The organism is Bacillus sp. (in: firmicutes), assembly GCA_012842745.1.
Classification (GTDB): Bacteria; Bacillota; Bacilli; order Bacillales; family Bacillaceae_J; genus Schinkia.
The window spans coordinates 228,028-250,144 of record DUSF01000035.1; the positions used below are offsets into that span (position 1 = coordinate 228,028).

General features: G+C 38.6%; 18 protein-coding genes. 17 read left to right on the forward strand and 1 reads right to left on the reverse strand.

Going from position 1 to position 22,117, the window contains the following annotated elements; translation table 11 throughout:
- Window positions 1–11 precede the first annotated feature (11 nt).
- The 9 genes from leuB to GX497_06220 all read left to right on the forward strand — a co-directional run bounded on the left by leuB (window position 12) and on the right by GX497_06220 (window position 12,299).
- Window positions 12–1,121, forward strand: coding sequence for a 3-isopropylmalate dehydrogenase (gene leuB / locus GX497_06180; GenBank protein ID HHY72801.1), 1,110 nt, complete (start codon window positions 12–14; stop codon window positions 1,119–1,121).
- Between the two features lie 34 nt (window positions 1,122–1,155).
- Entirely contained in the window at window positions 1,156–2,574 is a 1,419-nt protein-coding gene (gene leuC / locus GX497_06185; protein HHY72802.1) for a 3-isopropylmalate dehydratase large subunit, read from the forward strand.
- Between the two features lie 22 nt (window positions 2,575–2,596).
- Window positions 2,597–3,172 (forward strand): 3-isopropylmalate dehydratase small subunit, encoded by a 576-nt coding sequence (gene leuD, locus GX497_06190; protein HHY72803.1) that lies wholly within the window; start codon window positions 2,597–2,599, stop codon window positions 3,170–3,172.
- Between the two features lie 107 nt (window positions 3,173–3,279).
- Window positions 3,280–4,296: a tetratricopeptide repeat protein gene (locus tag GX497_06195; GenBank protein HHY72804.1), complete on the forward strand. Its 1,017-nt coding sequence runs from the start codon at window positions 3,280–3,282 to the stop codon at window positions 4,294–4,296.
- A gap of 179 nt (window positions 4,297–4,475) precedes the next feature.
- Entirely contained in the window at window positions 4,476–5,762 is a 1,287-nt protein-coding gene (locus tag GX497_06200; protein HHY72805.1) for a trigger factor, read from the forward strand.
- 326 nt (window positions 5,763–6,088) lie between these two features.
- A complete protein-coding gene (gene clpX, locus GX497_06205) occupies window positions 6,089–7,369 on the forward strand; it encodes an ATP-dependent protease ATP-binding subunit ClpX (GenBank protein ID HHY72806.1) in 1,281 nt (426 codons plus the stop codon).
- Between the two features lie 177 nt (window positions 7,370–7,546).
- On the forward strand, window positions 7,547–9,241 hold the full coding sequence (gene lonB / locus GX497_06210) for an ATP-dependent protease LonB (protein HHY72807.1): 1,695 nt from the start codon (window positions 7,547–7,549) through the stop codon (window positions 9,239–9,241).
- 152 nt (window positions 9,242–9,393) lie between these two features.
- Window positions 9,394–11,721 (forward strand): endopeptidase La, encoded by a 2,328-nt coding sequence (lon, locus tag GX497_06215; protein HHY72808.1) that lies wholly within the window; start codon window positions 9,394–9,396, stop codon window positions 11,719–11,721.
- A complete protein-coding gene (locus tag GX497_06220) occupies window positions 11,718–12,299 on the forward strand; it encodes a YihA family ribosome biogenesis GTP-binding protein (protein ID HHY72809.1) in 582 nt (193 codons plus the stop codon). Before lon ends, GX497_06220 begins: the two co-directional genes overlap by 4 nt.
- Window positions 12,300–12,337: 38 nt before the next feature.
- Here the strand turns inward: GX497_06220 and GX497_06225 are convergent, their stop codons facing one another.
- The gene (locus GX497_06225) at window positions 12,338–12,805 is read right to left on the reverse strand and encodes a hypothetical protein (protein HHY72810.1); all 468 of its coding nucleotides are present in this window, start codon (window positions 12,803–12,805) and stop codon (window positions 12,338–12,340) included.
- 271 nt (window positions 12,806–13,076) lie between these two features.
- On the opposite strand from GX497_06225, the gene GX497_06230 reads away from it, so the two are divergent.
- From GX497_06230 to ysxE, 8 genes are all read left to right on the forward strand, one after another.
- The gene (locus tag GX497_06230; protein ID HHY72811.1) at window positions 13,077–14,438 is read left to right on the forward strand and encodes a glutamyl-tRNA reductase; all 1,362 of its coding nucleotides are present in this window, start codon (window positions 13,077–13,079) and stop codon (window positions 14,436–14,438) included.
- A 46-nt stretch (window positions 14,439–14,484) separates the two neighbouring features.
- Window positions 14,485–15,318 carry a cytochrome c biogenesis protein CcsA gene (ccsA, locus tag GX497_06235; protein ID HHY72812.1) on the forward strand — a complete coding sequence of 278 codons (834 nt, stop codon included), beginning with the start codon at window positions 14,485–14,487 and terminating at the stop codon, window positions 15,316–15,318.
- A 32-nt stretch (window positions 15,319–15,350) separates the two neighbouring features.
- On the forward strand, window positions 15,351–16,289 hold the full coding sequence (hemC, locus tag GX497_06240) for a hydroxymethylbilane synthase (GenBank protein HHY72813.1): 939 nt from the start codon (window positions 15,351–15,353) through the stop codon (window positions 16,287–16,289).
- Window positions 16,289–17,074 (forward strand): uroporphyrinogen-III synthase, encoded by a 786-nt coding sequence (locus GX497_06245; protein HHY72814.1) that lies wholly within the window; start codon window positions 16,289–16,291, stop codon window positions 17,072–17,074. Before hemC ends, GX497_06245 begins: the two co-directional genes overlap by 1 nt.
- A gap of 43 nt (window positions 17,075–17,117) precedes the next feature.
- Entirely contained in the window at window positions 17,118–18,101 is a 984-nt protein-coding gene (gene hemB / locus GX497_06250) for a porphobilinogen synthase (protein HHY72815.1), read from the forward strand.
- Between the two features lie 10 nt (window positions 18,102–18,111).
- The gene (gene hemL / locus GX497_06255) at window positions 18,112–19,398 is read left to right on the forward strand and encodes a glutamate-1-semialdehyde 2,1-aminomutase (GenBank protein HHY72816.1); all 1,287 of its coding nucleotides are present in this window, start codon (window positions 18,112–18,114) and stop codon (window positions 19,396–19,398) included.
- A gap of 337 nt (window positions 19,399–19,735) precedes the next feature.
- Window positions 19,736–20,977 carry a stage VI sporulation protein D gene (spoVID, locus tag GX497_06260; protein HHY72817.1) on the forward strand — a complete coding sequence of 414 codons (1,242 nt, stop codon included), beginning with the start codon at window positions 19,736–19,738 and terminating at the stop codon, window positions 20,975–20,977.
- 56 nt (window positions 20,978–21,033) lie between these two features.
- The gene (gene ysxE, locus GX497_06265; GenBank protein ID HHY72818.1) at window positions 21,034–22,089 is read left to right on the forward strand and encodes a spore coat protein YsxE; all 1,056 of its coding nucleotides are present in this window, start codon (window positions 21,034–21,036) and stop codon (window positions 22,087–22,089) included.
- The last annotated feature ends 28 nt before the right edge of the window (window positions 22,090–22,117 follow it).

Sequence of the window (22,117 nt, forward strand, 5' to 3'; positions counted from 1 at the left end):
GAGGAGAAGCTTTGGAAATGAAGATTGCAGTATTACCTGGAGATGGAATTGGAAAAGAAATCGTAGCAGGGGCTATTAAAGTATTAGAAGTTGTTGCTGGACAGTTTAATCATCAATTTACTTTTGAATATGGTCGCATTGGCGGCGAAGCGATTGATGTTGACGGTACGCCGCTTCCAACAGCAACAATTGACCTTTGTAAAAACAGTGACGCTATCCTTCTTGGAGCTGTAGGCGGGCCGAAATGGGATCAAAATCCACCGGCAATGCGCCCAGAAGCAGGACTTTTAGCAATCCGTAAAGAGCTAGGCCTTTTTGCTAATTTACGTCCTGTTCAAGCATTCCAAAGTCTTGCAGATGCATCGACATTAAAGAAAGAAGTTATCGATGGCGTTGATTTAATGATTGTAAGGGAATTAACGGGTGGTATTTATTTCGGTACACCACGCGAGCGAAGAGAAGAAAATGGTCAAAAGGTAGTTGTTGACACACTTTCTTATACAAATGATGAAATTGAAAGAATTATTAGGAAAGCTTTTGAACTTGCGATGATTCGCGGTAAAAAAGTATTATCTGTTGACAAAGCAAATGTACTAGAGTCTAGCCGAGTGTGGCGGGAAATTGCTAATGAAGTAGCGAAAGACTATCCAGAAGTTGAATTAGAGCATATGCTTGTTGATAACGCTGCTATGCAGTTAATTAGAAATCCGAGACAGTTTGACGTTATGGTCACTGAGAATATGTTTGGAGATATTTTAAGTGATGAAGCATCGATGTTAACTGGATCACTTGGAATGCTTTCTTCTGCAAGCCTTTCAGCTGATGGTCCTGGCCTTTATGAGCCTGCTCATGGATCAGCTCCAGACATTGCTGGCCAAAATAAAGCAAATCCATTAGCAACGATTTTATCAGCAGCGATGATGTTGAAATATTCTTTTAACATGATTGATGAAGGCAATGCAATTGAACAAGCTGTTAACCAAGTATTAGAAAAAGGCTACAGAACAGCAGATATTTCAGAAGAAAATACGCGAATTTTATCAACTACTGAAATGGTTGAACAGGTAATTAATGAAATAAGTGAAATTTGCAAAGCAAAACCGATGTCAGCCCAAGCTTAACGGCTGACATCTATTTTTAAAGAGGAGGAGAAGTATGGGGACGCCAAAAACGATCATTGAGAAGGTTTGGGAAGCACATGAGGTCGTATCTGAACAAGGAAAGCCCTCATTATTATATATCGATTTGCACCTAGTTCATGAAGTAACATCACCACAAGCATTTGAAGGCCTTCGCCTAAAAAACCGCAAACTAAGACGACCAGATTTAACATTTGCAACGATGGATCATAATGTACCAACAGATGACAAGTTTACGATTAAAGACGAAATTGCCAAAAAGCAAATTGATACTTTAAGTGAAAACTGTAAAGCATTTGGTGTAGAAATTGCAGATTTAAATAGTCCAGACCAAGGGATTGTCCATGTCATCGGTCCTGAGCTTGGTTTAACACAGCCCGGCAAAACAATCGTATGTGGGGATAGTCATACAGCGACACATGGTGCATTTGGTGCGCTAGCGTTCGGTATCGGTACTAGTGAAGTCGAGCATGTTATGGCAACGCAAACACTATGGCAAGTAAAACCAAAAACATTAAAGGTAGAAATTACCGGCAAATTACAACGAGGTGTAACCGCAAAGGATGTTATCTTAGCGTTTATTGCTAAGTATGGTGTTAATTTTGGGACAGGCCAAATTATCGAATATACTGGCGAAGCAATTCGTAGCATGACAATGGAAGAAAGAATGACGATTTGTAATATGTCAATTGAAGCGGGTGCTAAGGCGGGTTTAATCAGCCCAGATGAAACGACCATTAATTACTTGCGAGGCAGAAAATATGCACCACAAGGCGAGGAGTTTGAAAAAGCAGCGGAAAAATGGTTGGCACTTGCAACAGATGAGGGTGCAACATACGACCAATCTGTGACAATGATCGGTGAGGAAATTGCACCGCAAGTAACATGGGGTACAAACCCGTCCATGGGTATTTCCGTAAATGCGACTGTTCCATCACCAGAAGATTTCGAAAACGAATCTGACCAAAAAGCTGTTCGCCAAGCTTTAGAGTATATGGGACTTGAGCCAGGAGTGCCAATGACGGAAGTGGCTATTCAGCACGCCTTTATTGGTTCTTGTACAAACTCTCGTTTAAGCGATCTACAGGCTGCTGCCAATATCGTTAAAGGTCGCAAAGTTGCTCCAGGTGTACGTGCACTAGTTGTTCCAGGCTCACAAAAGGTAAAAATCCAAGCAGAAGCAGAAGGGTTAGATAAAATTTTCCTTGATGCTGGTTTTGAATGGCGTGAAGCAGGCTGCAGTATGTGTCTAGGTATGAATCCTGATACAGTACCTGAGAAGGAGCGTTGTGCTTCAACATCTAACCGCAATTTTGAAGGACGTCAAGGAAAAGGGGCAAGAACACATCTTGTCAGCCCAGAAATGGCTGCTGCTGCAGCGATTGCCGGACATTTTGTTGATGTACGTACCTTTTTGAAAGAAACAGTGAAGTAGAGGCGAAAGGAGGATTTTAGAAATGGAAGCAATTGTACTTCATACAGGAAAAGTAGCTGGTCTTGACCGTGTCAATGTTGATACAGACCAAATTATTCCAAAGCAATTTTTAAAACGAATTGAAAGAACAGGATTTGGACAATTTTTATTCTTTGATTGGCGTTTTAATAACGATGGAACAGAAAATGAAAGCTTCGAATTAAATCGCCCAGAAAATAAAGGTGCTTCAATTCTTGTAGCTGGCCAAAACTTTGGCTGCGGTTCTTCAAGAGAGCATGCTCCTTGGGCATTAAATGACTACGGTTTCCAAGTTGTGATTGCGCCATCGTTTGCCGATATTTTTTATAACAACTGCTTAAAAAATGGCATGTTACCAATCCGCTTAGAAGAAACAGTCGTAAAAGAATTATTACAAAAAGCAAATGCCGCAGATTTTGAATTAACAGTCGATCTTAAAAACCAAGTAGTTATGGATGGGGACAAGCGATATTCATTCGAAATCGACCCATATTGGAAAGAACTGCTGCTAAATGGCTGGGATGAAATTGATGTAACATTAAAATATGCTGATGCAATTTCTGTTTATGAAGCAAAATAGAAGGAAGCAGGGGACGATTCTCCTGCTTCCTTTTGTGTGCTTTGCAGGAAGCAGGAGAACATGCTAAACTAAAAAGCAAAATAATAGCTAGCATCGGGGCGATTTTTATGAAAAAAAAGAATGGAAATTCGAACAGCAAGATCATCCCCTTTCCTAACCTGGAAAATCGCCTCTTAGATAAAGGGATGGAGGCACTTAAGGAAAAGCGTTACAAAGAGGCGTTGCAAATTTTAAATCAATTCACCTCCTACAACAAAAATTATCCAGAAGTCGAAGTGGGAATCGCTGTTTGCTTATTAGAGCTTGGCTTATATGAAGATGCAAAGGAAAAGTGCGAACGTCTATTGAAACAAGATATTGGCGATTATTTTAATGTTCTCGAAATTTACATTACAATTTTAATTCAGCTTAGTGAATATGATGAAGTAGTATCCATTTTAGAAGTGCTTTTTGAAGAAGAAAAAATCCCGGCCAATCATGCAAAAGAATTGTTTCATTTGTTGGAATTCGCAAGAAAAAGCAGCGATAATAAAATGGGTGTTGTTCGTCATAATGAAACAACAGCAGATGTAGAGAAGCTAGGATGTCAACTTGTTAACGGCAATATAAATGAACAGATGCAAGCTATTCAAAACATGAGAACAGCAGGAACTATTACTGAAATAATCGGTGATATAAAAAAAGTACTATTAGATCCTCGTGCCCATCCGATTGTTCAGTCAACGGCACTGCAATTACTAATGGAAAAAGAGATAAAAGCTAGCGTTGTAGTGAAGAAATTGAATCGTACTATAAAGGTGAATCCTAGCACTCTTTTGAATATTTTTGAAGAGCCCTTTACGATTCAGGTTTTAAATCAATTAGAGGATGTGTTGGGCCATGAAAATCCAACACTGTTCGAAGCGGTGAAAGAAGCTTGGGAACGGTTTTTATTTGTTTTATTTCCGCTACAACCAGAGCCATTAGAAGTTATCGTTTGGGCGGGTGCATTACATAAATTTGGCCATCAGTTATTTGGAATGGATCTTTCCGACAGTGAAATAGAGGACCATTACGGTGTAGATATAGCTGAAATTAACAGAGCTATTCAACAAATTATGGAAGTGGACACAATCTTTCCATAAAAGAATCTACACAATTATTGTAACTTCTATTTTCTATAGTGTATAATGTAATGGTTATAATAGTGTCTTTTATACATAACTGATCCTTTTCGGTAACATGATTTACAGAGGAACAAGTTTTAAATTTGTAAAAAGATTATTTATAAAAAGAGAATTAATTTTGTTGGAGGGAAATATACATGTCTGCAAAATGGGAAAAGTTAGAAGGTAACCAAGGTATCTTAACAATTGAAGTTGATGCCCAAGAAGTTGACCAAGCATTAGATCAAGCGTTTAAGAAGGTTGTTAATAAAGTTAATGTACCAGGCTTCCGTAAAGGAAAAGTACCTCGCAAAATGTTCGAACAACGTTTTGGTGTTGAGGCACTTTATCAAGATGCTTTGGATATTATGCTGCCAAATGCATATGGTAAAGCAGTTGATGAAACTGGGATTGAGCCAGTTGACTATCCGGAAATTGACGTAAAACAAATCGAAAAAGGAAAGAACATGATTTTTACGGCAACAGTAACTGTCAAGCCAGAAGTACAATTAGGCGAATATAAAGGTCTTGAGGTTCAAGAACAAGATACAACTGTCACAGACGAAGATGTGGATGCAGAATTAAAAAGTCAGCAAGAAAGAAATGCTGAATTAGTAGTAAAAGAAAATGGTGAAGTTGAAAACGGTGATACAGTAGTAATCGATTTTGAAGGCTTTGTTGATGGGGAAGCATTTGATGGCGGTCAAGCAGACAACTATAGTTTAATAATCGGTTCTGGTCAATTTATTCCAGGCTTTGAAGACCAAATTGTTGGCATGAAAGCTGGCGAAGAAAAGGATGTAAATGTAACATTCCCAGAAGAATATCATGCCCCTGATTTAGCAGGAAAACCTGCTGTATTCAAAGTAAATCTTCATGAAATTAAATACAAAGAGCTTCCAGAGTTAGATGATGAATTCGCAAAAGATGTTGATGATGAAGTTGAAACTTTAGCTGAATTAAAAGCTAAGCTAAAAGACCAGCTTCAAAAAGATAAAGAGCATCATGCAAAGCATGCAAAAGAAGATGCTGCTGTTGAAAAAGCAGTTGAAAATGCAACTGTTGATATTCCAGAAGCAATGATTAAATCTGAAATCGAACGGATGTTGAAAGAATTCGAACAACGTCTACAAATGCAAGGTTTAAATTTACAGCTTTATTACCAATTCTCTGGTCAAGGCGAAGGAGCGCTGCGTGAGCAAATGAAAGCCGATGCAGAAAAACGAGTAAAAACTAGCCTTGTATTAGAAGCAATCATTGCTGCAGAAAATATTGAAGTATCTGAAGATGATATTAACGCAGAATATGAAAACATTGCGAATATGTATCAGACATCTGTCGAAGATGTTAAGAAGATGTTTGGCGCGAACAATTATGTAGCAGAAGATTTAAAAATCAAAAAAGCAATTGATTTCCTTGTCGAGAATAGCAAGGCTATTGCATAATATAGAACTACTAAAAACAAGGCGCGAGCTAATCGTGCCTTGTTTTACAATCTCTAATCAAATTTTGAATAATGCTTTTTAATACTAATCTCCACCAAAAATGGTTATAATAATGAAAAAAAGAGAGGAGATATATAGCATAGTTTACTATACAGTTTTCGTAAACACATACATATCATAATAATAGCAATACATAACGAAAGGCATATCATTACCTGTTTTGTACCATAATGTGTTAAAATTTAAGAACATAATGAATTGAAAAATTGCAGTAAAAAATTACAGCATTGACTGAACGGTTATGAAAGAAAGTTTGGGGTGAATATATGTTTAAATTTAATGATGAAAAAGGGCAATTGAAATGCTCTTTTTGTGGGAAAACCCAGGATCAAGTTCGAAAGCTTGTCGCTGGCCCAGGTGTATATATATGTGATGAATGTATTGAGCTTTGCACAGAAATTGTCGAGGAAGAGCTTGGCTCTGAGGAAGAAGTTGAATTTAAAGATGTGCCAAAGCCAAGGGAAATTCGCGAAATTCTTAATGATTATGTAATTGGACAGGAAGCGGCGAAAAAGTCATTGTCTGTTGCCGTTTATAACCATTACAAGCGTATCAATTCCAATAGTAAGATTGATGATGTCGAGCTTTCAAAAAGTAATATTGTTATGATTGGCCCAACTGGTAGCGGGAAAACATTGCTTGCACAAACATTAGCAAGAATTTTAAATGTACCGTTTGCCATCGCTGATGCAACATCCTTAACAGAGGCAGGCTATGTAGGAGAAGACGTTGAAAACATCTTGCTGAAATTAATTCAGGCTGCAGATTATGATGTTGAGAAAGCAGAAAAGGGTATTATTTACATTGATGAAATTGATAAAGTGGCTCGTAAATCGGAAAATCCATCAATTACTCGTGATGTATCAGGTGAAGGTGTGCAGCAAGCCCTTTTGAAAATTTTAGAAGGCACAGTTGCCAGCGTTCCTCCGCAAGGTGGACGCAAGCATCCACATCAAGAATTCATTCAAATTGATACAACGAATATTTTATTCATTTGCGGCGGAGCATTTGATGGCATTGAGCAAATTATTAAAAGACGTTTAGGTAAAAAGATTATCGGTTTTGGTACAGACTCTAAACAGGAAGAAATTCCACAAAAGGAATTACTTTCTAAAGTATTGCCAGAAGACCTGCTCCGTTTTGGTTTAATACCAGAATTTATTGGTCGCTTACCAGTTATGGCAACGTTAGAACAGCTAGATGAGGAAGCTCTTGTGGAAATTTTAACGAAGCCGAAAAATGCGTTGATAAAACAATATCAAAAAATGCTTGAATTGGATAATGTGGAGCTTGAATTTGAGGAAGATGCATTAAAGGAAATAGCGAAACGTGCAATCGAGAGAAAAACCGGAGCACGGGGATTGCGCTCCATTATTGAGAGTATTATGCTCGATGTCATGTATGACCTTCCATCAAGAGATGATATTGATAAATGCGCAATTACAGCAAAAACAGTACGTAATGAAGAAGGCGCGCGTCTACATTTGAAAGATGGCAATGTCATCGAATTTGATAATAAAAAAGAAACACCACGAGAAAGTGCATAAAAAAAGAGGTTGTCCTGATCTAGCAGGCAGCCTCTTTTTTTATAAAAATATACGTTCAGATTCACATTATTTTCCACCTTGTTTTTAAATAGCAAATTTGTTTATTGCGGCTTCTGCACGGAGATACTAACAATTAAATAGAAATACATAACTAACATAAAGTGCAGGAGGTAAAACATGGATTGGACATCTATTGCTTTGTTCGTTCAACTTTTCTTCGGTATCGTAATCGGGCTTTATTTCTGGAATCTTTTGCGCAATCAACGCACCCAAAAGGTTTCAATTGATAGAGAATCAAAAAAAGAAATGGAAGAACTCCAGAAACTTCGTTCGATATCATTATCCGAACCACTTGCAGAGAAGGTAAGACCAACATCGTTCAAAGATGTGATTGGCCAGGAAGATGGAATAAGAGCTTTACGTGCAGCGATTTGTGGCCCTAACCCACAGCATGTCATCATTTATGGTCCCCCCGGTGTTGGAAAAACAGCAGCAGCGAGATTAGTTCTTGATGAAGCGAAAAAACAAAGACAAACACCGTTTAAAGAGGATGCTGTTTTCATTGAATTGGACGCAACAACGGCTAGGTTTGACGAACGCGGGATTGCGGACCCATTAATCGGTTCTGTTCATGATCCAATTTATCAAGGCGCTGGGGCGATGGGACAAGCAGGTATTCCGCAGCCTAAGCAAGGTGCAGTTACAAATGCGCATGGTGGCATTCTTTTTATAGATGAAATTGGTGAACTTCATCCTATTCAAATGAACAAGTTGTTGAAGGTGCTTGAGGATCGGAAAGTATTTTTGGAAAGTGCCTACTATAGTGCGGAAAATCAGCAAATTCCGATCCATATTCATGATATTTTCAAAAATGGTTTACCTGCAGATTTTCGAATGATAGGGGCGACGACAAGAACACCTGAAGAAATCCCCCCTGCCATTCGCTCGAGATGTATGGAAGTGTTTTTTCGTGAATTAGATCCCGAAGAAATTGCCAAAGTTGCTAGAAATGCGGCTAATAAAATAAAATTAGCAGTTTCTGATGCAGGGATTGAAATTGTTGCAAAATATGCGAAGAATGGCCGCGAAGCGGTTAATTTAATGCAAATTGCAGCGGGTCTAGCTATATCTGAGAATAAAAATGAAATATCGGAAAGAGAAATTGAATGGGTCATCCATTCGAGCCAATTGTCCCCCCGCTATGAAAAGAAAATTCATGAGGCACCAAAGGTTGGTCTAGTCAATGGTTTAGCAGTATTTGGACCAAATATGGGCGCCTTGTTAGAAATTGAGGTATCTGTTATTCCAGCCCAGGATAAAGGGGGCATTAATATTACAGGAATTGTTGAAGAAGAAAGTATTGGTGGTCAAGGGAAATCAATTAGACGTAAAAGCATGGCAAAAGGATCAATTGAAAATGTTGTCACAGTGTTACGTTCAATGGGTGTAAAAGCAGCAGATTATGATATTCATGTTAATTTCCCTGGCGGTGTACCAGTTGATGGCCCATCTGCCGGCGTGGCCATGGCAACGGCTGTTTTCTCAGCTATTCATAAACAAACTGTTGAACATACAATCGCTTTTACTGGAGAAATCAGTGTCCATGGAAATGTGAAGCCAGTAGGTGGTGTCGTTGCGAAGGTAAGGGCAGCTAAAAAAGCAGGTGCAAAAAAAGTGTTTATTCCGAAGGAAAACTACCAAAGCATTCTTGATGAATTTGAAGGCATCGAAGTTGTACCTGTTAATCATTTGAACGAAGTGTTTACAGTTGTATTTCCACACTTTTTTGAAAATCAAGATGATCAAGAACGATATGGCGAAGCAGTACCAGCTGTAGGAGTAGAATTAAATCCTCCGCCTGCATCGATTTGAAGGGGTCAGATTCCTCTCCTGTATTTTTCGCAGGGGAGGGGTCAGCCTCTTTTTTCTAAATTGCGGCATATCCATAGACAATTATTCGTTAAATAAGATAGAATTGTAAAAAGATACAAAGGTAGCAGTTTCACATTTGGAGGTAAAGTTAAATGACGAAAAATACAGAGATGATCGTCCCCCTCCTTCCGTTGCGTGGTTTACTTGTATATCCAACGATGGTGCTTCATTTGGATGTCGGGCGAGAAAAGTCAGTACAGGCACTTGAAAAGGCTATGGTGGATGATCATCTAATCGTACTGGCTACTCAAAAAGAAGTAGGAATTAATGACCCAGCGGAAGAGGATATTTTCGAAGTAGGAACCTTATCAAAAGTTAAACAAATGCTTAGGCTTCCGAATGGTACGATTCGAATCCTTGTTGAAGGCATAAATCGAGCAAAGATTTTACAATATATTCAGGATGAAGAAACACTATTAGTGAAAGTTGAAAAGATAGAAGAGCCTGAAGATGCTAATTCAGAAGAAAGAGCATTAATGAGGACCTTGCTTAGTCAATTCGAACAATACATAAAATTATCAAAAAAAGTCACGACAGAAACTTTTGCATCTGTCGCGGATATTCAGGGTCCGGGAAGGATGGCCGACATTATTGCATCAAATTTGTCTTTACAAATAAAAGAAAAGCAAGAAATTTTGGAGACGTTAGATGTCAAAGATCGCCTTGAAAAAATGATTGTTTTAATCAATAACGAAAAAGAAATTTTGAACCTCGAAAAGAAAATAGGCCAACGAGTGAAGCGGTCAATCGAACGGACACAAAAGGAATATTATCTTCGCGAGCAAATGAAAGCCATTCAAAAAGAATTAGGTGATAAAGAAGGAAAACTTGGTGAAGTTGAAACATTCAGGGAGAAAATCGAAAATGCCCAAATGCCTGAGCGTGTTAAAGAAACAGTATTAAAAGAGCTGGAGCGGTTTGAGAAAATCCCAGCAAGCTCAGCTGAAAGTTCAGTCATCCGCACTTATATTGATTGGCTCATTGCACTGCCATGGCATAAGGAAACGGTTGATAACTTGGATATTTATAATGCCGAAACAGTATTGGATGCTGACCACTATGGTTTAGAAAAGGTAAAAGAGCGGGTGTTGGAATATTTAGCTGTCCAAAAGCTGACGAAATCATTAAAAGGCCCGATTCTTTGTTTAGTTGGACCACCAGGTGTTGGAAAAACCTCATTAGCTCGTTCAATTGCCAAGGCTTTAGGTAGAAGTTTCGTGCGTATTTCCCTTGGTGGGGTTCGTGATGAAGCGGAAATTCGTGGCCACCGTAGAACGTATGTAGGAGCGATGCCAGGAAGAATTATTCAAGGCATGAAAAAAGCCGGTACAATAAATCCTTTGTTTTTATTAGATGAAATTGATAAAATGGCAAATGATTTTCGTGGCGATCCTTCATCAGCGATGTTAGAGGTGTTGGACCCGGAACAAAATGCGAATTTCAGCGACCATTATATCGAAGAAGCATACGATTTGTCCAAGGTCATGTTTATTGCAACAGCTAATAATATCGGTACAATTCCAGGCCCTTTGCGTGACCGTATGGAAATCATTTCTATTGCAGGCTATACAGAAGTAGAAAAACTCCATATTGCTAAGGATCATTTATTACCAAAACAAGTAAAAGCACATGGACTAGAAAAAGGAAAATTACAAATCCGAGATGATGCTTTATTAAAAGTTATCCGTACATATACTCGCGAAGCTGGTGTCCGTGGTTTGGAACGGCAAATTGCTAATTTGTGCAGAAAAGCGGCGAAAATTATTGTTACTGATGAACAACGGAAAAGAATCATCATTACAGAAAAAAACCTTGAAGACTTTCTAGGAAAACCGCGCTTTCGCTATGGACATGCGGAGCTTCAAAATCAAGTCGGGGCGGCCACAGGACTTGCCTATACAACGGTCGGCGGGGATACATTATCAATTGAGGTATCCGTTATACCTGGAAAAGGTAGATTAACATTGACTGGGAAACTAGGCGATGTGATGAAAGAATCGGCTCAAGCTGCCTTTAGTTACATTCGTTCAAGAGCAAGTGAACTCAAAATTGACCCTGATTTTCATGAGAAAAATGATATTCATATTCATGTTCCAGAAGGGGCAATTCCGAAGGATGGACCTTCAGCAGGGATTACGATGGCAACCGCACTTGTATCGGCATTAACAGGCCTTGCTGTCCGTAAAGAAGTCGGAATGACTGGGGAAATTACGCTTAGAGGAAGAGTGTTGCCGATTGGTGGCTTAAAGGAAAAATCATTGGCCGCTCACCGTGCGGGGTTAAAAACGATTATAATTCCTAAAGAAAATGAAAAGGATTTAGAGGACATCCCTGAAAGTGTTAGAAATGACCTTACGTTTATACTAGTTGAGCACTTGGATGAAGTGTTAAAACATGCTTTAACAGGAGAGGGAAAATGAAGGTAACAAAAGCAGAGATCGTAATCAGTGCTGTAAAGCCTGAACAATATCCAAATGACGCAATGCCAAACTTTGCTTTAGCAGGACGTTCTAATGTTGGAAAATCTTCTTTCATTAATAAAATGCTAAACCGTAAAAACTTAGCAAGAACATCATCCAAACCTGGGAAAACACAAACATTAAATTTTTATAATATTAATGATGCCCTTTATTTTGTCGATGTTCCTGGCTATGGGTTTGCAAAGGTTTCGAAAAAAGATCGCGAAGCCTGGGGGAAAATGATCGAAACGTATTTAACAACAAGCGATAAGCTTCGAGCTGTAATCCAAATAGTCGATAGTAGGCACAAGCCGACAGAAGACGATAAATTAATGTACAGCTTTTGCAAGCATTATGAAATTCCTGTGATTCTTATTGCTACGAAAGCCGATAAAATACCAAAAGGCAAATGGGATAAGCATTTAAAAATTATTAAAGAAACATTGGATGTTGACCCAAATGACAGAGTGATTGTTTTTTCATCTGAAACGGGCAAGGGCAAAGACGAAGCCTGGGCAGCAATTCAATATTATATGTAAGGAAGCAGGGGATGGTTCCCCTGCCTCCGCATATCTTGCTATTTCTTATAGAGTACATACACCCCTAGGGCAATCAAAACAACCGGCCAAAAATTTACCAACCATCCTACTGCTTCACCAATATATCTCATCCAACCAATCACACCGTCATAAAATAACCCTAACAGTGAAATAACTAATAATAATATACCTACTATTTTTTTATGTCGAAGGACGAATGCAACCCCAATAATTAATGTATAAATAGCCCAATGCTCAGGCCAAAAAGAAAAAAGCTCCCGCCCATGAAAATGAATACCAAGCCCCGTTAAGATGACACCGGGAAATATACTTTGTTTTTCTTTTGCAACATAGGCTTGTAATAGGAAGGCAATTCCGAGCATTAATATTAATGTAGGCCATGTAAAAATATTATCCAAAATGGGTATGTTTAGTTGGTCCATTAAAAAGTAAACACCTAAACCAATTAACATAATACCTAGAAAAAAGCTTTGTTTTTTCATAATGGAAAACAACACACTCCTGTTAATAAACTGTCATGTACTTGATTAATCGCATTTCTTTTTGTTAAGATATTTTTAGAACTATGAATATGTCGAGATTTAGCTTTTGGTTACTTTTGGTTGCAGTATGAATTAATGATATCATAACGTTTTCATATACTGTTCATAATTTTTCAGTAAAATTTCATCAATATATGCTATTATAATTATATTGGTATTTTTTCGACAAGAAACTACACTTGTTGATTGATTATAAATGCGGGGTGGAGTAATAATGCATGTTCTAAAAATAGGTTTGAATTATAAAACGGCCCCAGTGGAAATAAGAGAAAAACTAACATTTGATCCTTCTACGATGCAAGAAGCTCATCTAAAGCTAAGAGAGCAAAAAAGCGTCCTAGAAGATGTCATCATTTCTACTTGTAACCGAACGGAGATTTATGCTGTAGTTGAGCAAATTCATACCGGCCGGTATTATGTCATGGCCTTTTTGGCAGACTGGTTTAATTGTGAAATCGATGATTTCGCCCCATACTTATCGATATATGAAAATGAAGAAGCAATAGAACATTTATTTCGCGTTACATGTGGTTTAGATTCTATGGTATTAGGCGAAACGCAAATTCTTGGACAAGTCCGCGACAGCTTTTTGCTTGCCCAAGAAATGAAAACGACAGGGACTATTTTTAATGAACTGTTTAAAGAAGCAATTACTTTAGCAAAGAAGGCTCATAATGAAACGGAGATCGGCGAAAATGCTGTTTCAGTGAGCTATGCTGCGGTAGAGCTGGCCAAGAAAATTTTTGGAAATCTTGAAAATAAGCATGTTGTCATAGTTGGCGCTGGTAAGATGGGGGAACTCGCTGCCAAAAATCTTCACGGCAGTGGTGCTCATCATATTACAGTAATTAACCGCACTTTTGAAAAAGCAGAGGAATTAGCAAACCGCTTCAATGGACAGGCACAGTCTATTGAAGAGTTAGCGCAGGTCCTTGTTGATGCTGATATTTTAATTAGCTCGACAGGCTCAAAAGATTTTGTAATTACAAAAGAAATGGTGGCCAATGTTGAAAAAAGACGGAAAGGTCGTCCGTTGTTTATGGTTGATATTGCAGTTCCGCGTGACCTTGACCCTGCTCTTGATGAGCTTGAAAATGTGTTCTTATATGATATCGATGATCTCCAAGGTGTTGTCGATGCGAATTTAGCGGAGCGTGAGAAAGCGGCCGCTATAATTAGTAAAATGATCGAGGTGCAAATGGCAGAATTCCAAACATGGCTTGGTACTTTAGGAGTTGTTCCAATCATTTCAGCCCTAAGGAAACGCGCACTTGCAATCCAAGCAGAAACGATGAATAGCATCGAAAGAAAAATGCCTAATTTAACTGACCGTGAAAAGCGATTATTAAATAAACATACAAAGAGCATTATTAACCAACTTCTTCGAGAGCCCATCAATAATGCCAAGGAATTGGCTGCACAACCAAATGCGGAAGAATCTTTAAAGCTATTTATGAAGATATTTGATATTGGAGAAGATGTTCAAGAGGAAATCAATGCACAAAAGGAACAGGAAAAAGTTGTCATACCCATTGAACGGGAAAAACAATGGTCCTATTCGGTAAAGAATATTTAACTGTATTCAGCCTCTAAAAAGAACAATCTTAGAGAGGATTCAAAGGATGCATACCTTTCAATTTGGTTGGATTTATGATGTTACGATAATAGTATACGCATGTAGTGTTTTAGGCTATTTTATAGATTTTTTACAAAACAACCGGAAGGCAAATAGAACTGCCTTCTGGTTGCTTGCTATTGTATGGGTTTTGCAATCTGTTTTTTTAGTTTCAAGAATGGTGGAAATGGGGCGGTTCCCCATCCTTACGATAGCGGAAGGCCTTTATTTTTATACATGGGTATTAGTGTCATTTTCACTCATTATTAATAAAGTGTTTCGAATTGACTTTATTGTTTTTTTTACAAATGTACTAGGTTTCATTATTATGACCCTGCATTTATTTGCCCCTGTGGAATATAAGCCTGACGTATTAGCAGCGCAGCTTATGTCTGAGTTATTAGTGATTCACATCACTATAGCGATTATTTCATACGGCGCTTTTTCTCTCTCTGCTATTTTTTCCATGATGTATGTCTTGCAATATCATATGATCAAGAAAAAAAAATGGGGCAGACGCTTGCGGCGCTTAGGTGATTTATCGAAGCTTGATCGGCTTTCATTTAGCTTTAACATGAGCGGGGTTCCCCTCTTGTTAATATCACTTATATTAGGGGTCATTTGGGCGTATATTTCAATCGACGATTTTAAATGGTATGATGCGAAGGCCGTCGGGTCCTTCACTGTTTTACTAGCATATAGCGTTTATTTATATGTTCGAGTTGCGAAAGGGCTTCAAGGGAAAACGGTAGCACTATGGAATCTAGCGGCTTTTCTTATTCTTTTAGCAAACTTTTTTTTATCTAGTAGTTTATCACGTTTTCACTTTTGGTATGGTTAATATAGATATTATAAATGGAGGAAAAATATAGAATGCGAAAAATCATTGTAGGTTCGAGACAGAGTAAGCTTGCTTTAACACAGACAAACTGGTTTATCGAGCAAATGAAAGGCTTAGGGCTTCCATTTGAATTTGAGGTAAAAAAGATTGTGACAAAAGGTGATAAAATTCTTGATGTGACCCTTTCTAAAGTTGGTGGAAAAGGACTTTTTGTCAAAGAAATAGAACAAGCCATGTTGGATAAAGAAATTGATATGGCTGTCCATAGCATGAAGGATATGCCTGCCGTTTTGCCAGAGGGCTTTACAATTGGTTGTATTCCAGCTCGCAAAGACCATCGTGATGCTTTTATATCAAAGGGGCATGTGAAGTTAAAAGACTTACCTTCAGGTAGCGTTATTGGGACAAGCAGCCTTAGGAGGGGTGCCCAGCTGTTGGCATATCGTCCTGATTTGAACATCAAGTGGATTCGCGGCAATATAGATACTCGTTTAGCAAAGTTAAATGATCCCGCTGAAGGCTTCGATGCGATTATTTTAGCGGCTGCAGGGCTTATCCGCATGGGCTGGAGCGATGATACGGTAACAGAATATTTAGATATTGATGTCTCAGTACCAGCAATTGGCCAAGGGGCGCTAGCGATTGAATGTCGCGAAGATGATAGAGAAGTATTGGACCTTTTACTTAAATTACAAGACGAGAATACAGCAAAAGCAGTCGAGGCCGAGCGAGTATTCCTACATAAAATGGAAGGTGGCTGTCAAGTACCGATTGCTGGCTTTGCGGAAGTGTTGGAAGATGGAAGAATCAAACTTATTGCACTTGTCGCTTCACCTGATGGAAAAACAATTTTGAAAGAAGAGTTGGTTGGAACGGATGCCAAAAGTCTTGGTGAAGAAGCGGCGCATCGCTTAACCGAAAAAGGGGCAAAGGACATTATTGAAGCGGTCCAAAAGGAGAATGATCGATAATGCCTGCTAGTAGCAGCCCCCTTCAAGGTAAGCGTATTTTAGTAACACGCGCGAAGGAGCAGGCGGTATCTTTTTCAGAAAAAATCGCTGAGCTTGGGGGAATTCCAATTGAAATTCCTTTAATTAAAATCCAGCCGCCTAAAAATACGGAGTTAATCAAACGAACACTGGAAAACATCTTGGCTTATGATTGGCTCGTATTGACAAGTGTCAATGGTGTTCACTATTTTTTTGATTTTCTTAAAAAATTTAACATTAGCTTTGACAAGGAAGCGTCTATGTGGCCGAAAATAGCGGTTGTTGGTAAAAAGACGTTAGAGGCCTTGGAAGAAAAGGGCTACACTGCGGACCTAATCCCTGAGAAATTTGTTGCTGAGGATTTATTGGAAAAGCTGGTTGAAACCGTTGTCGCAGGTGAGACGCTCTTATTAGCAAGAGGGAATCTTGGCAGATTACTTTTACCAGAAAAGTTGGCTGAAATCGGGATAAAAGTGGATGACTTAGTCATCTATGAAACGGTCTTAAATATGGAGAAGCAAATGGAGCTTTTACATTTATTAAAAAACCACTCTATAGATATGATTACATTTACAAGCTCTAGTACAGTAACAAATTTTGTAGCGCTTTTGCAAGGGACAAACTGGCAAGATTGGATGGATGATGTCCAAATTGTTTGTATCGGACCAATTACGGAAAATACAGCTTTAGAAGCGGGAATAAAAGTGGACATTGTGGCCGAGGAATACACGATTGCAGGGCTTATTGATGCCATCATCAACCGTTAGGAGGGGTCCGAGACCCCATAGTAAAAAAGGAGGTACAATTTTAATGAATGATTTAAATTTCAAACGTCATCGCCGCCTACGGGCTAGTGAAGGCATTCGGTCAATGGTACGGGAAACTTATGTGCGAAAAGAAGATCTCATTTATCCGATTTTTGTAATTGAAGGAAATGATATTAAAAATGAAGTTCCATCAATGCCAGGCGTTTACCAGATATCATTAGATAATCTTGATGAAGAGGTGCAAACGGTTGTAAAACTTGGCATTCCATCGATTATTTTATTCGGGATCCCGACCGAAAAAGATGATGTAGGTACAGGTGCATATCATAACCACGGGATTGTGCAAGAGGCAACAAGACAAGTGAAAGAAAAGTATCCTGAATTGATTGTGATTGCCGATACATGCTTATGTGAATTTACGAATCATGGTCATTGTGGTGTCATTGAAGAAGGTGATATTTTAAATGACCCATCGTTAAAATTGTTAACAAAAACAGCTATCAGCCAGGCTGAAGCAGGCGCAGATATTATCGCACCGTCAAATATGATGGATGGCTTTGTAGCTGCAATCCGAAAAGGCTTAGATGAAGCTGGCTATGAGCATATTCCAATTATGTCTTATGCGGTTAAATATGCTTCCGCTTTCTATGGGCCATTCCGTGATGCGGCTGGAAGCGCACCACAATTTGGTGATCGCAAAACATATCAAATGGATCCAGCCAATCGCTTGGAAGCACTTCGTGAAGCTGAGTCTGACCTTGAAGAAGGAGCGGATTTCCTAATGGTGAAGCCAGCGCTATCTTATTTGGATGTAATACGTGAGGTGAAGGACCGCTATAACGCTCCAATGGTAGCCTATAATGTGAGCGGGGAGTATGCGATGGTGAAAGCAGCCGCACAAAACGGCTGGATTGATGAAAAGAGAATTGTGCTTGAATTATTAACAAGCATGAAACGTGCAGGCGCAGACCTTATTATTACTTATTTTGCAAAAGATGTAGCTGCATGGTTGAATGAAGAAAAGTAGGAGTGATAGGATGAGAAGCTTTGAAAAATCGAAAGCAGCATTCAGTGAAGCTGTCCGTGTTATGCCTGGCGGAGTCAACAGTCCTGTTAGAGCATTTAAATCAGTTCAGATGGACCCAATTTTTATGGAACGCGGCAAAGGCTCAAAGCTGTATGATATTGATGGAAATGAATATATTGATTACGTCCTTTCTTGGGGGCCGTTAATCCTTGGTCATGCCTATGATGAAATAGTCGAAGAGCTTAAAAAGGTAACAGAAAGCGGGACAAGCTTCGGAGCTCCAACAGAACTTGAGACAAAGCTGGCTCAACTTGTCATTGACCGTGTTCCATCGATAGAGGTTGTGCGCATGGTCAATTCAGGTACGGAGGCAACGATGAGCGCCCTTCGTCTTGCCCGTGGTTTCACTGGCCGCAATTTGATTATGAAGTTTGAAGGCTGCTATCACGGTCATGGCGATTCTTTATTAATTAAAGCTGGCTCAGGTGTTGCTACGTTAGGACTACCTGACAGCCCTGGTGTACCAGAATCAATCGCAAAAAATACAATCACAGTTCCTTATAATGATCTTGAGAGTGTTCAGTACGCCTTTGAGCAATATGGCAAAGACATTGCAGCTGTTATCGTTGAGCCTGTTGCTGGAAATATGGGATTTGTAAAGCCCTTACCTGGATTTTTAGAAGGTCTCCGTGAAATTACAGAAAAGAATGGAACATTATTAATTTTTGATGAGGTTATGACGGGTTTCCGCGTCGGCTATAATTGTGCCCAAGGATATTTTGGCATCACACCGGATTTAACTTGTTTAGGAAAAGTAATCGGTGGTGGGCTTCCTGTTGGTGCATACGGTGGCAAGGCTGAAATCATGAATCAAATTGCGCCAAGCGGCCCTATTTATCAAGCAGGGACATTATCAGGCAACCCATTAGCGATGACAGCCGGTTATGAAACATTATCACGTTTAACACCAGAAACATATGCGGAGTTTGATAAAAAGGTTGCCCGCCTTTTAGAAGGTATAAAACGTGCTGCTGAAAAATATGAAATCCCTCATTATTGTGATGGTGTAGGGGCGATGCTAGGCTTCTTCTTCACAAATGAAAAAGTAGTTAATTTTGAAACAGCGAAGACTTCAGATTTGGATTTATTCGCGAAATACTACCGAGAAATGATTGAACAAGGTGTATTTTTACCGCCTTCACAGTTCGAAGCTTATTTTTTATCTACGGCACATACTGACGAGGATATTGAAAAAACAATTGCCGCGGCAGAAGAAGCTTTTGCAAAATTAAAATAAAAATGTAGAAGACTTTGCCTGCCAGCGCAATTTTTGCTGGCAGGCATTTTTTTGAGGAAATATTGAATTCGTGGATATAATTTGAATTTCGTGGATAAAGCACCTGAATTCGTGGATATAATTTGAATTTCGTGGATAAAGCACCTGAATTCGTGGATATAATTTAAATTTCGTGGATAAAGCACCAAATTTCAAAATGCCCATTTGTTAATCCGAAAATAATTCGCATAAATACGCTGGTCCCTACATAAATCTGTAATGTCATAGTAAAATTATGGTTTCGAAAGGTGATGCTACTTTTTGAATAACCTCTAAACAAGAAGGGGGAGAAAGTTCATTGACATTCAATCAAACATCTTCTATTCGGTTTTCGGTAGAAGAATCTGTATGGTTTAAAAAGGGACAGGAAGTGTCAGATGTAGTTTCTATGTCATTAGATCCTGAAATTTCAGTACAAGAACATGATAATTATATATCAATACGAGGGTCATTAGTACTATCTGGAGAGTATCATCCACATGCTGGTGAACAAGAGGACGAAAATATTTTTTCACTTCGTGATACAGCTATATATAGAACAGTGGACGAGGTTGTCGAAAATGAAGGCAATATTCATAGTATGAAACACCGTTTTCCGATTGACATAACGATTCCGGCCAATCGAATTCGTAGTCTTGATGATGTATATGTGCTTATAGAAGCATTTGATTATGAAATACCCGAGCGCGGCAGATTGGAGTTAAAAGCGGATCTATGTATTAGCGGTATTACGAATGAAAGGGAATCTTCAGCGGCTGAACGAAAACAAGATACAAATGCGCAAAATGCACTAAACGAGCAACAAGCTAGTGAGGATTACAATGTTAATGATATTGGCCTAGTCGAGGCTGAACGACAAGTAGAAGTTCCAATTGCTAATCAATACGAGGCAAATAATGGATCGTTAGTAGCTTCCTATGAACGCGAATTTGAAAATAGTGCTGAGTATAAGTTCCCATCATTTTCAACGGAGGTCCGCAAAGAGGATATAGTGGAGGAGAATGCAGCAGATCTCAGGGATGAAGTAACAGGGGAGGTTGAAGTTAACCAAAATTTTGAAGACGTTTTAGAGGATCGACTAGCTGAAACGGAGGCCGAAGTAATAGATGAACCAGAATTAGAGGTGCCCGTTAACATTTTTCCCAAAAAACTTTCACCGAACATCGGAATGAAAGGCCGTTCCGAGCAAACAGAACAAGGCTGGAATCCAAAAAACTTATACTCTCCACAACAAACAACATATAATACTTTCGGTACTAAGGAAGTTGTCGAGGATAAAGAAACCGCAGCAGAAACAATCAATCGTTCTAAAAGAACAGAAAATGCACTGTATTTAACAAAAATGCTTGCATCTGGTGGGGAAGAGGACTTTTCTAAATTACGACTTCGCATTGTCCAAAGCGGCGAAACAGTAGGGACAATTGCAGAAACGTATGACATCTCAGTTAATCAAATTATCCGACTAAATGGATTAAATGATGAAATCTTAAAAGAAGGTCAAATTCTTTATATCCCTGAATATGCTGGAGTAGAAAAATAGAAGGCTTCCGTACGGAAGCCTTTTTAGTTCATGGATATTGAACGAGGTGATTTATATTGCGACAACAACCATATTATAGGATTTTAAACCGATATAGAATTGAACCAGACCATATCGAGGATTTTGGAAAGGTGAAAAAAATTATTTCGAAAAAAGGAGTTTTTGCTTTAAAAGAAGTTCAATTTTCGGAAGAGCAACGCAAGCAATTTTTGTATGCTGTTCAAAGCCTCCATGGAAATGGTTATCGCCATGTGATTCCAATTTATTCAACAACAAATGGAAGTTATCTTTTAAGAGACAACCAAAGTGAATATTACTTAATGCCATGGCTTGAAACCTACCAATCAAACACTGATAACAGTTACAAAGATTTGCTTAGAGCAGCAGCTAAACTGCATTCTTTAACAGAGACAAAAGGAGAAGTAAACCAGACATTTTTTCAATATTTTTATGAGAAATCAAAAACGAATATTGATCGGCGTAGGCTTGATTATGAACGCTTTATTGAGAAATGTGAAAGAAAACAATATATGTCGCCTTTTGAGCTTCTTTATTGCACGCATTTTATGCAAATTATCCGAATGGAGGATTCAACTTTAAGGCAACTTGAAGATTGGTTTGATATAGTAAAGGAAAAAAAACAAGACCGAGTTGTGATTTGCCATGGAAATTTAGCACCAAAGCACTTACTCTATGATGAAAATGGTCATAGTTTTCTCATAAACTTTGAGCGAACATTTGCTGCATCGCCAATCTATGACTTATTATATTTTTTTAGAAAACTACTTAATCACTACCCACAAAAAGCATCCGCTGCATCAAATCAATATATACAATATATTAGGAACAATCCATTGACAGAGGATGAAAAATTATTATTATTTTATTATATGACGGAAACGAGCAAAATTCATAAGATTATTCATCAATACGAAACTGCCTCTTCTTTATCTGAACGAAACATGGTAACAAAATTGCAACGCGCCGTTTGGCAAATGCAAGCAGCCTCCAATTTTATCTCCAAGATAGATGAGGCAATTAAACAAGAGTACAATAATTTAGGCGAGGCAGAGGCGGAGACAGATGGCACGGGTTCAGCAGCACAAACCTAGTGTTAACTTGTGGAGTTATAATATGGTT

What these genes read in the sequence shown, in the direction of transcription:
- GX497_06195 (HHY72804.1), top strand. Translation starts at nt 3,280, where the DNA reads ATGAAAAAAAAGAATGGAAATTCGAACAGCAAGATCATCCCCTTTCCT.
- clpX (HHY72806.1), top strand. Translation starts at nt 6,089, where the DNA reads ATGTTTAAATTTAATGATGAAAAAGGGCAATTGAAATGCTCTTTTTGT.
- GX497_06220 (HHY72809.1), top strand. Translation starts at nt 11,718, where the DNA reads ATGAAGGTAACAAAAGCAGAGATCGTAATCAGTGCTGTAAAGCCTGAA.
- hemB (HHY72815.1), top strand. Translation starts at nt 17,118, where the DNA reads ATGAATGATTTAAATTTCAAACGTCATCGCCGCCTACGGGCTAGTGAA.
- GX497_06230 (HHY72811.1), top strand. Translation starts at nt 13,077, where the DNA reads ATGCATGTTCTAAAAATAGGTTTGAATTATAAAACGGCCCCAGTGGAA.
- lonB (HHY72807.1), top strand. Translation starts at nt 7,547, where the DNA reads ATGGATTGGACATCTATTGCTTTGTTCGTTCAACTTTTCTTCGGTATC.
- GX497_06200 (HHY72805.1), top strand. Translation starts at nt 4,476, where the DNA reads ATGTCTGCAAAATGGGAAAAGTTAGAAGGTAACCAAGGTATCTTAACA.
- leuC (HHY72802.1), top strand. Translation starts at nt 1,156, where the DNA reads ATGGGGACGCCAAAAACGATCATTGAGAAGGTTTGGGAAGCACATGAG.
- hemL (HHY72816.1), top strand. Translation starts at nt 18,112, where the DNA reads ATGAGAAGCTTTGAAAAATCGAAAGCAGCATTCAGTGAAGCTGTCCGT.
- lon (HHY72808.1), top strand. Translation starts at nt 9,394, where the DNA reads ATGACGAAAAATACAGAGATGATCGTCCCCCTCCTTCCGTTGCGTGGT.
- ccsA (HHY72812.1), top strand. Translation starts at nt 14,485, where the DNA reads ATGCATACCTTTCAATTTGGTTGGATTTATGATGTTACGATAATAGTA.
- GX497_06245 (HHY72814.1), top strand. Translation starts at nt 16,289, where the DNA reads ATGCCTGCTAGTAGCAGCCCCCTTCAAGGTAAGCGTATTTTAGTAACA.
- leuD (HHY72803.1), top strand. Translation starts at nt 2,597, where the DNA reads ATGGAAGCAATTGTACTTCATACAGGAAAAGTAGCTGGTCTTGACCGT.
- hemC (HHY72813.1), top strand. Translation starts at nt 15,351, where the DNA reads ATGCGAAAAATCATTGTAGGTTCGAGACAGAGTAAGCTTGCTTTAACA.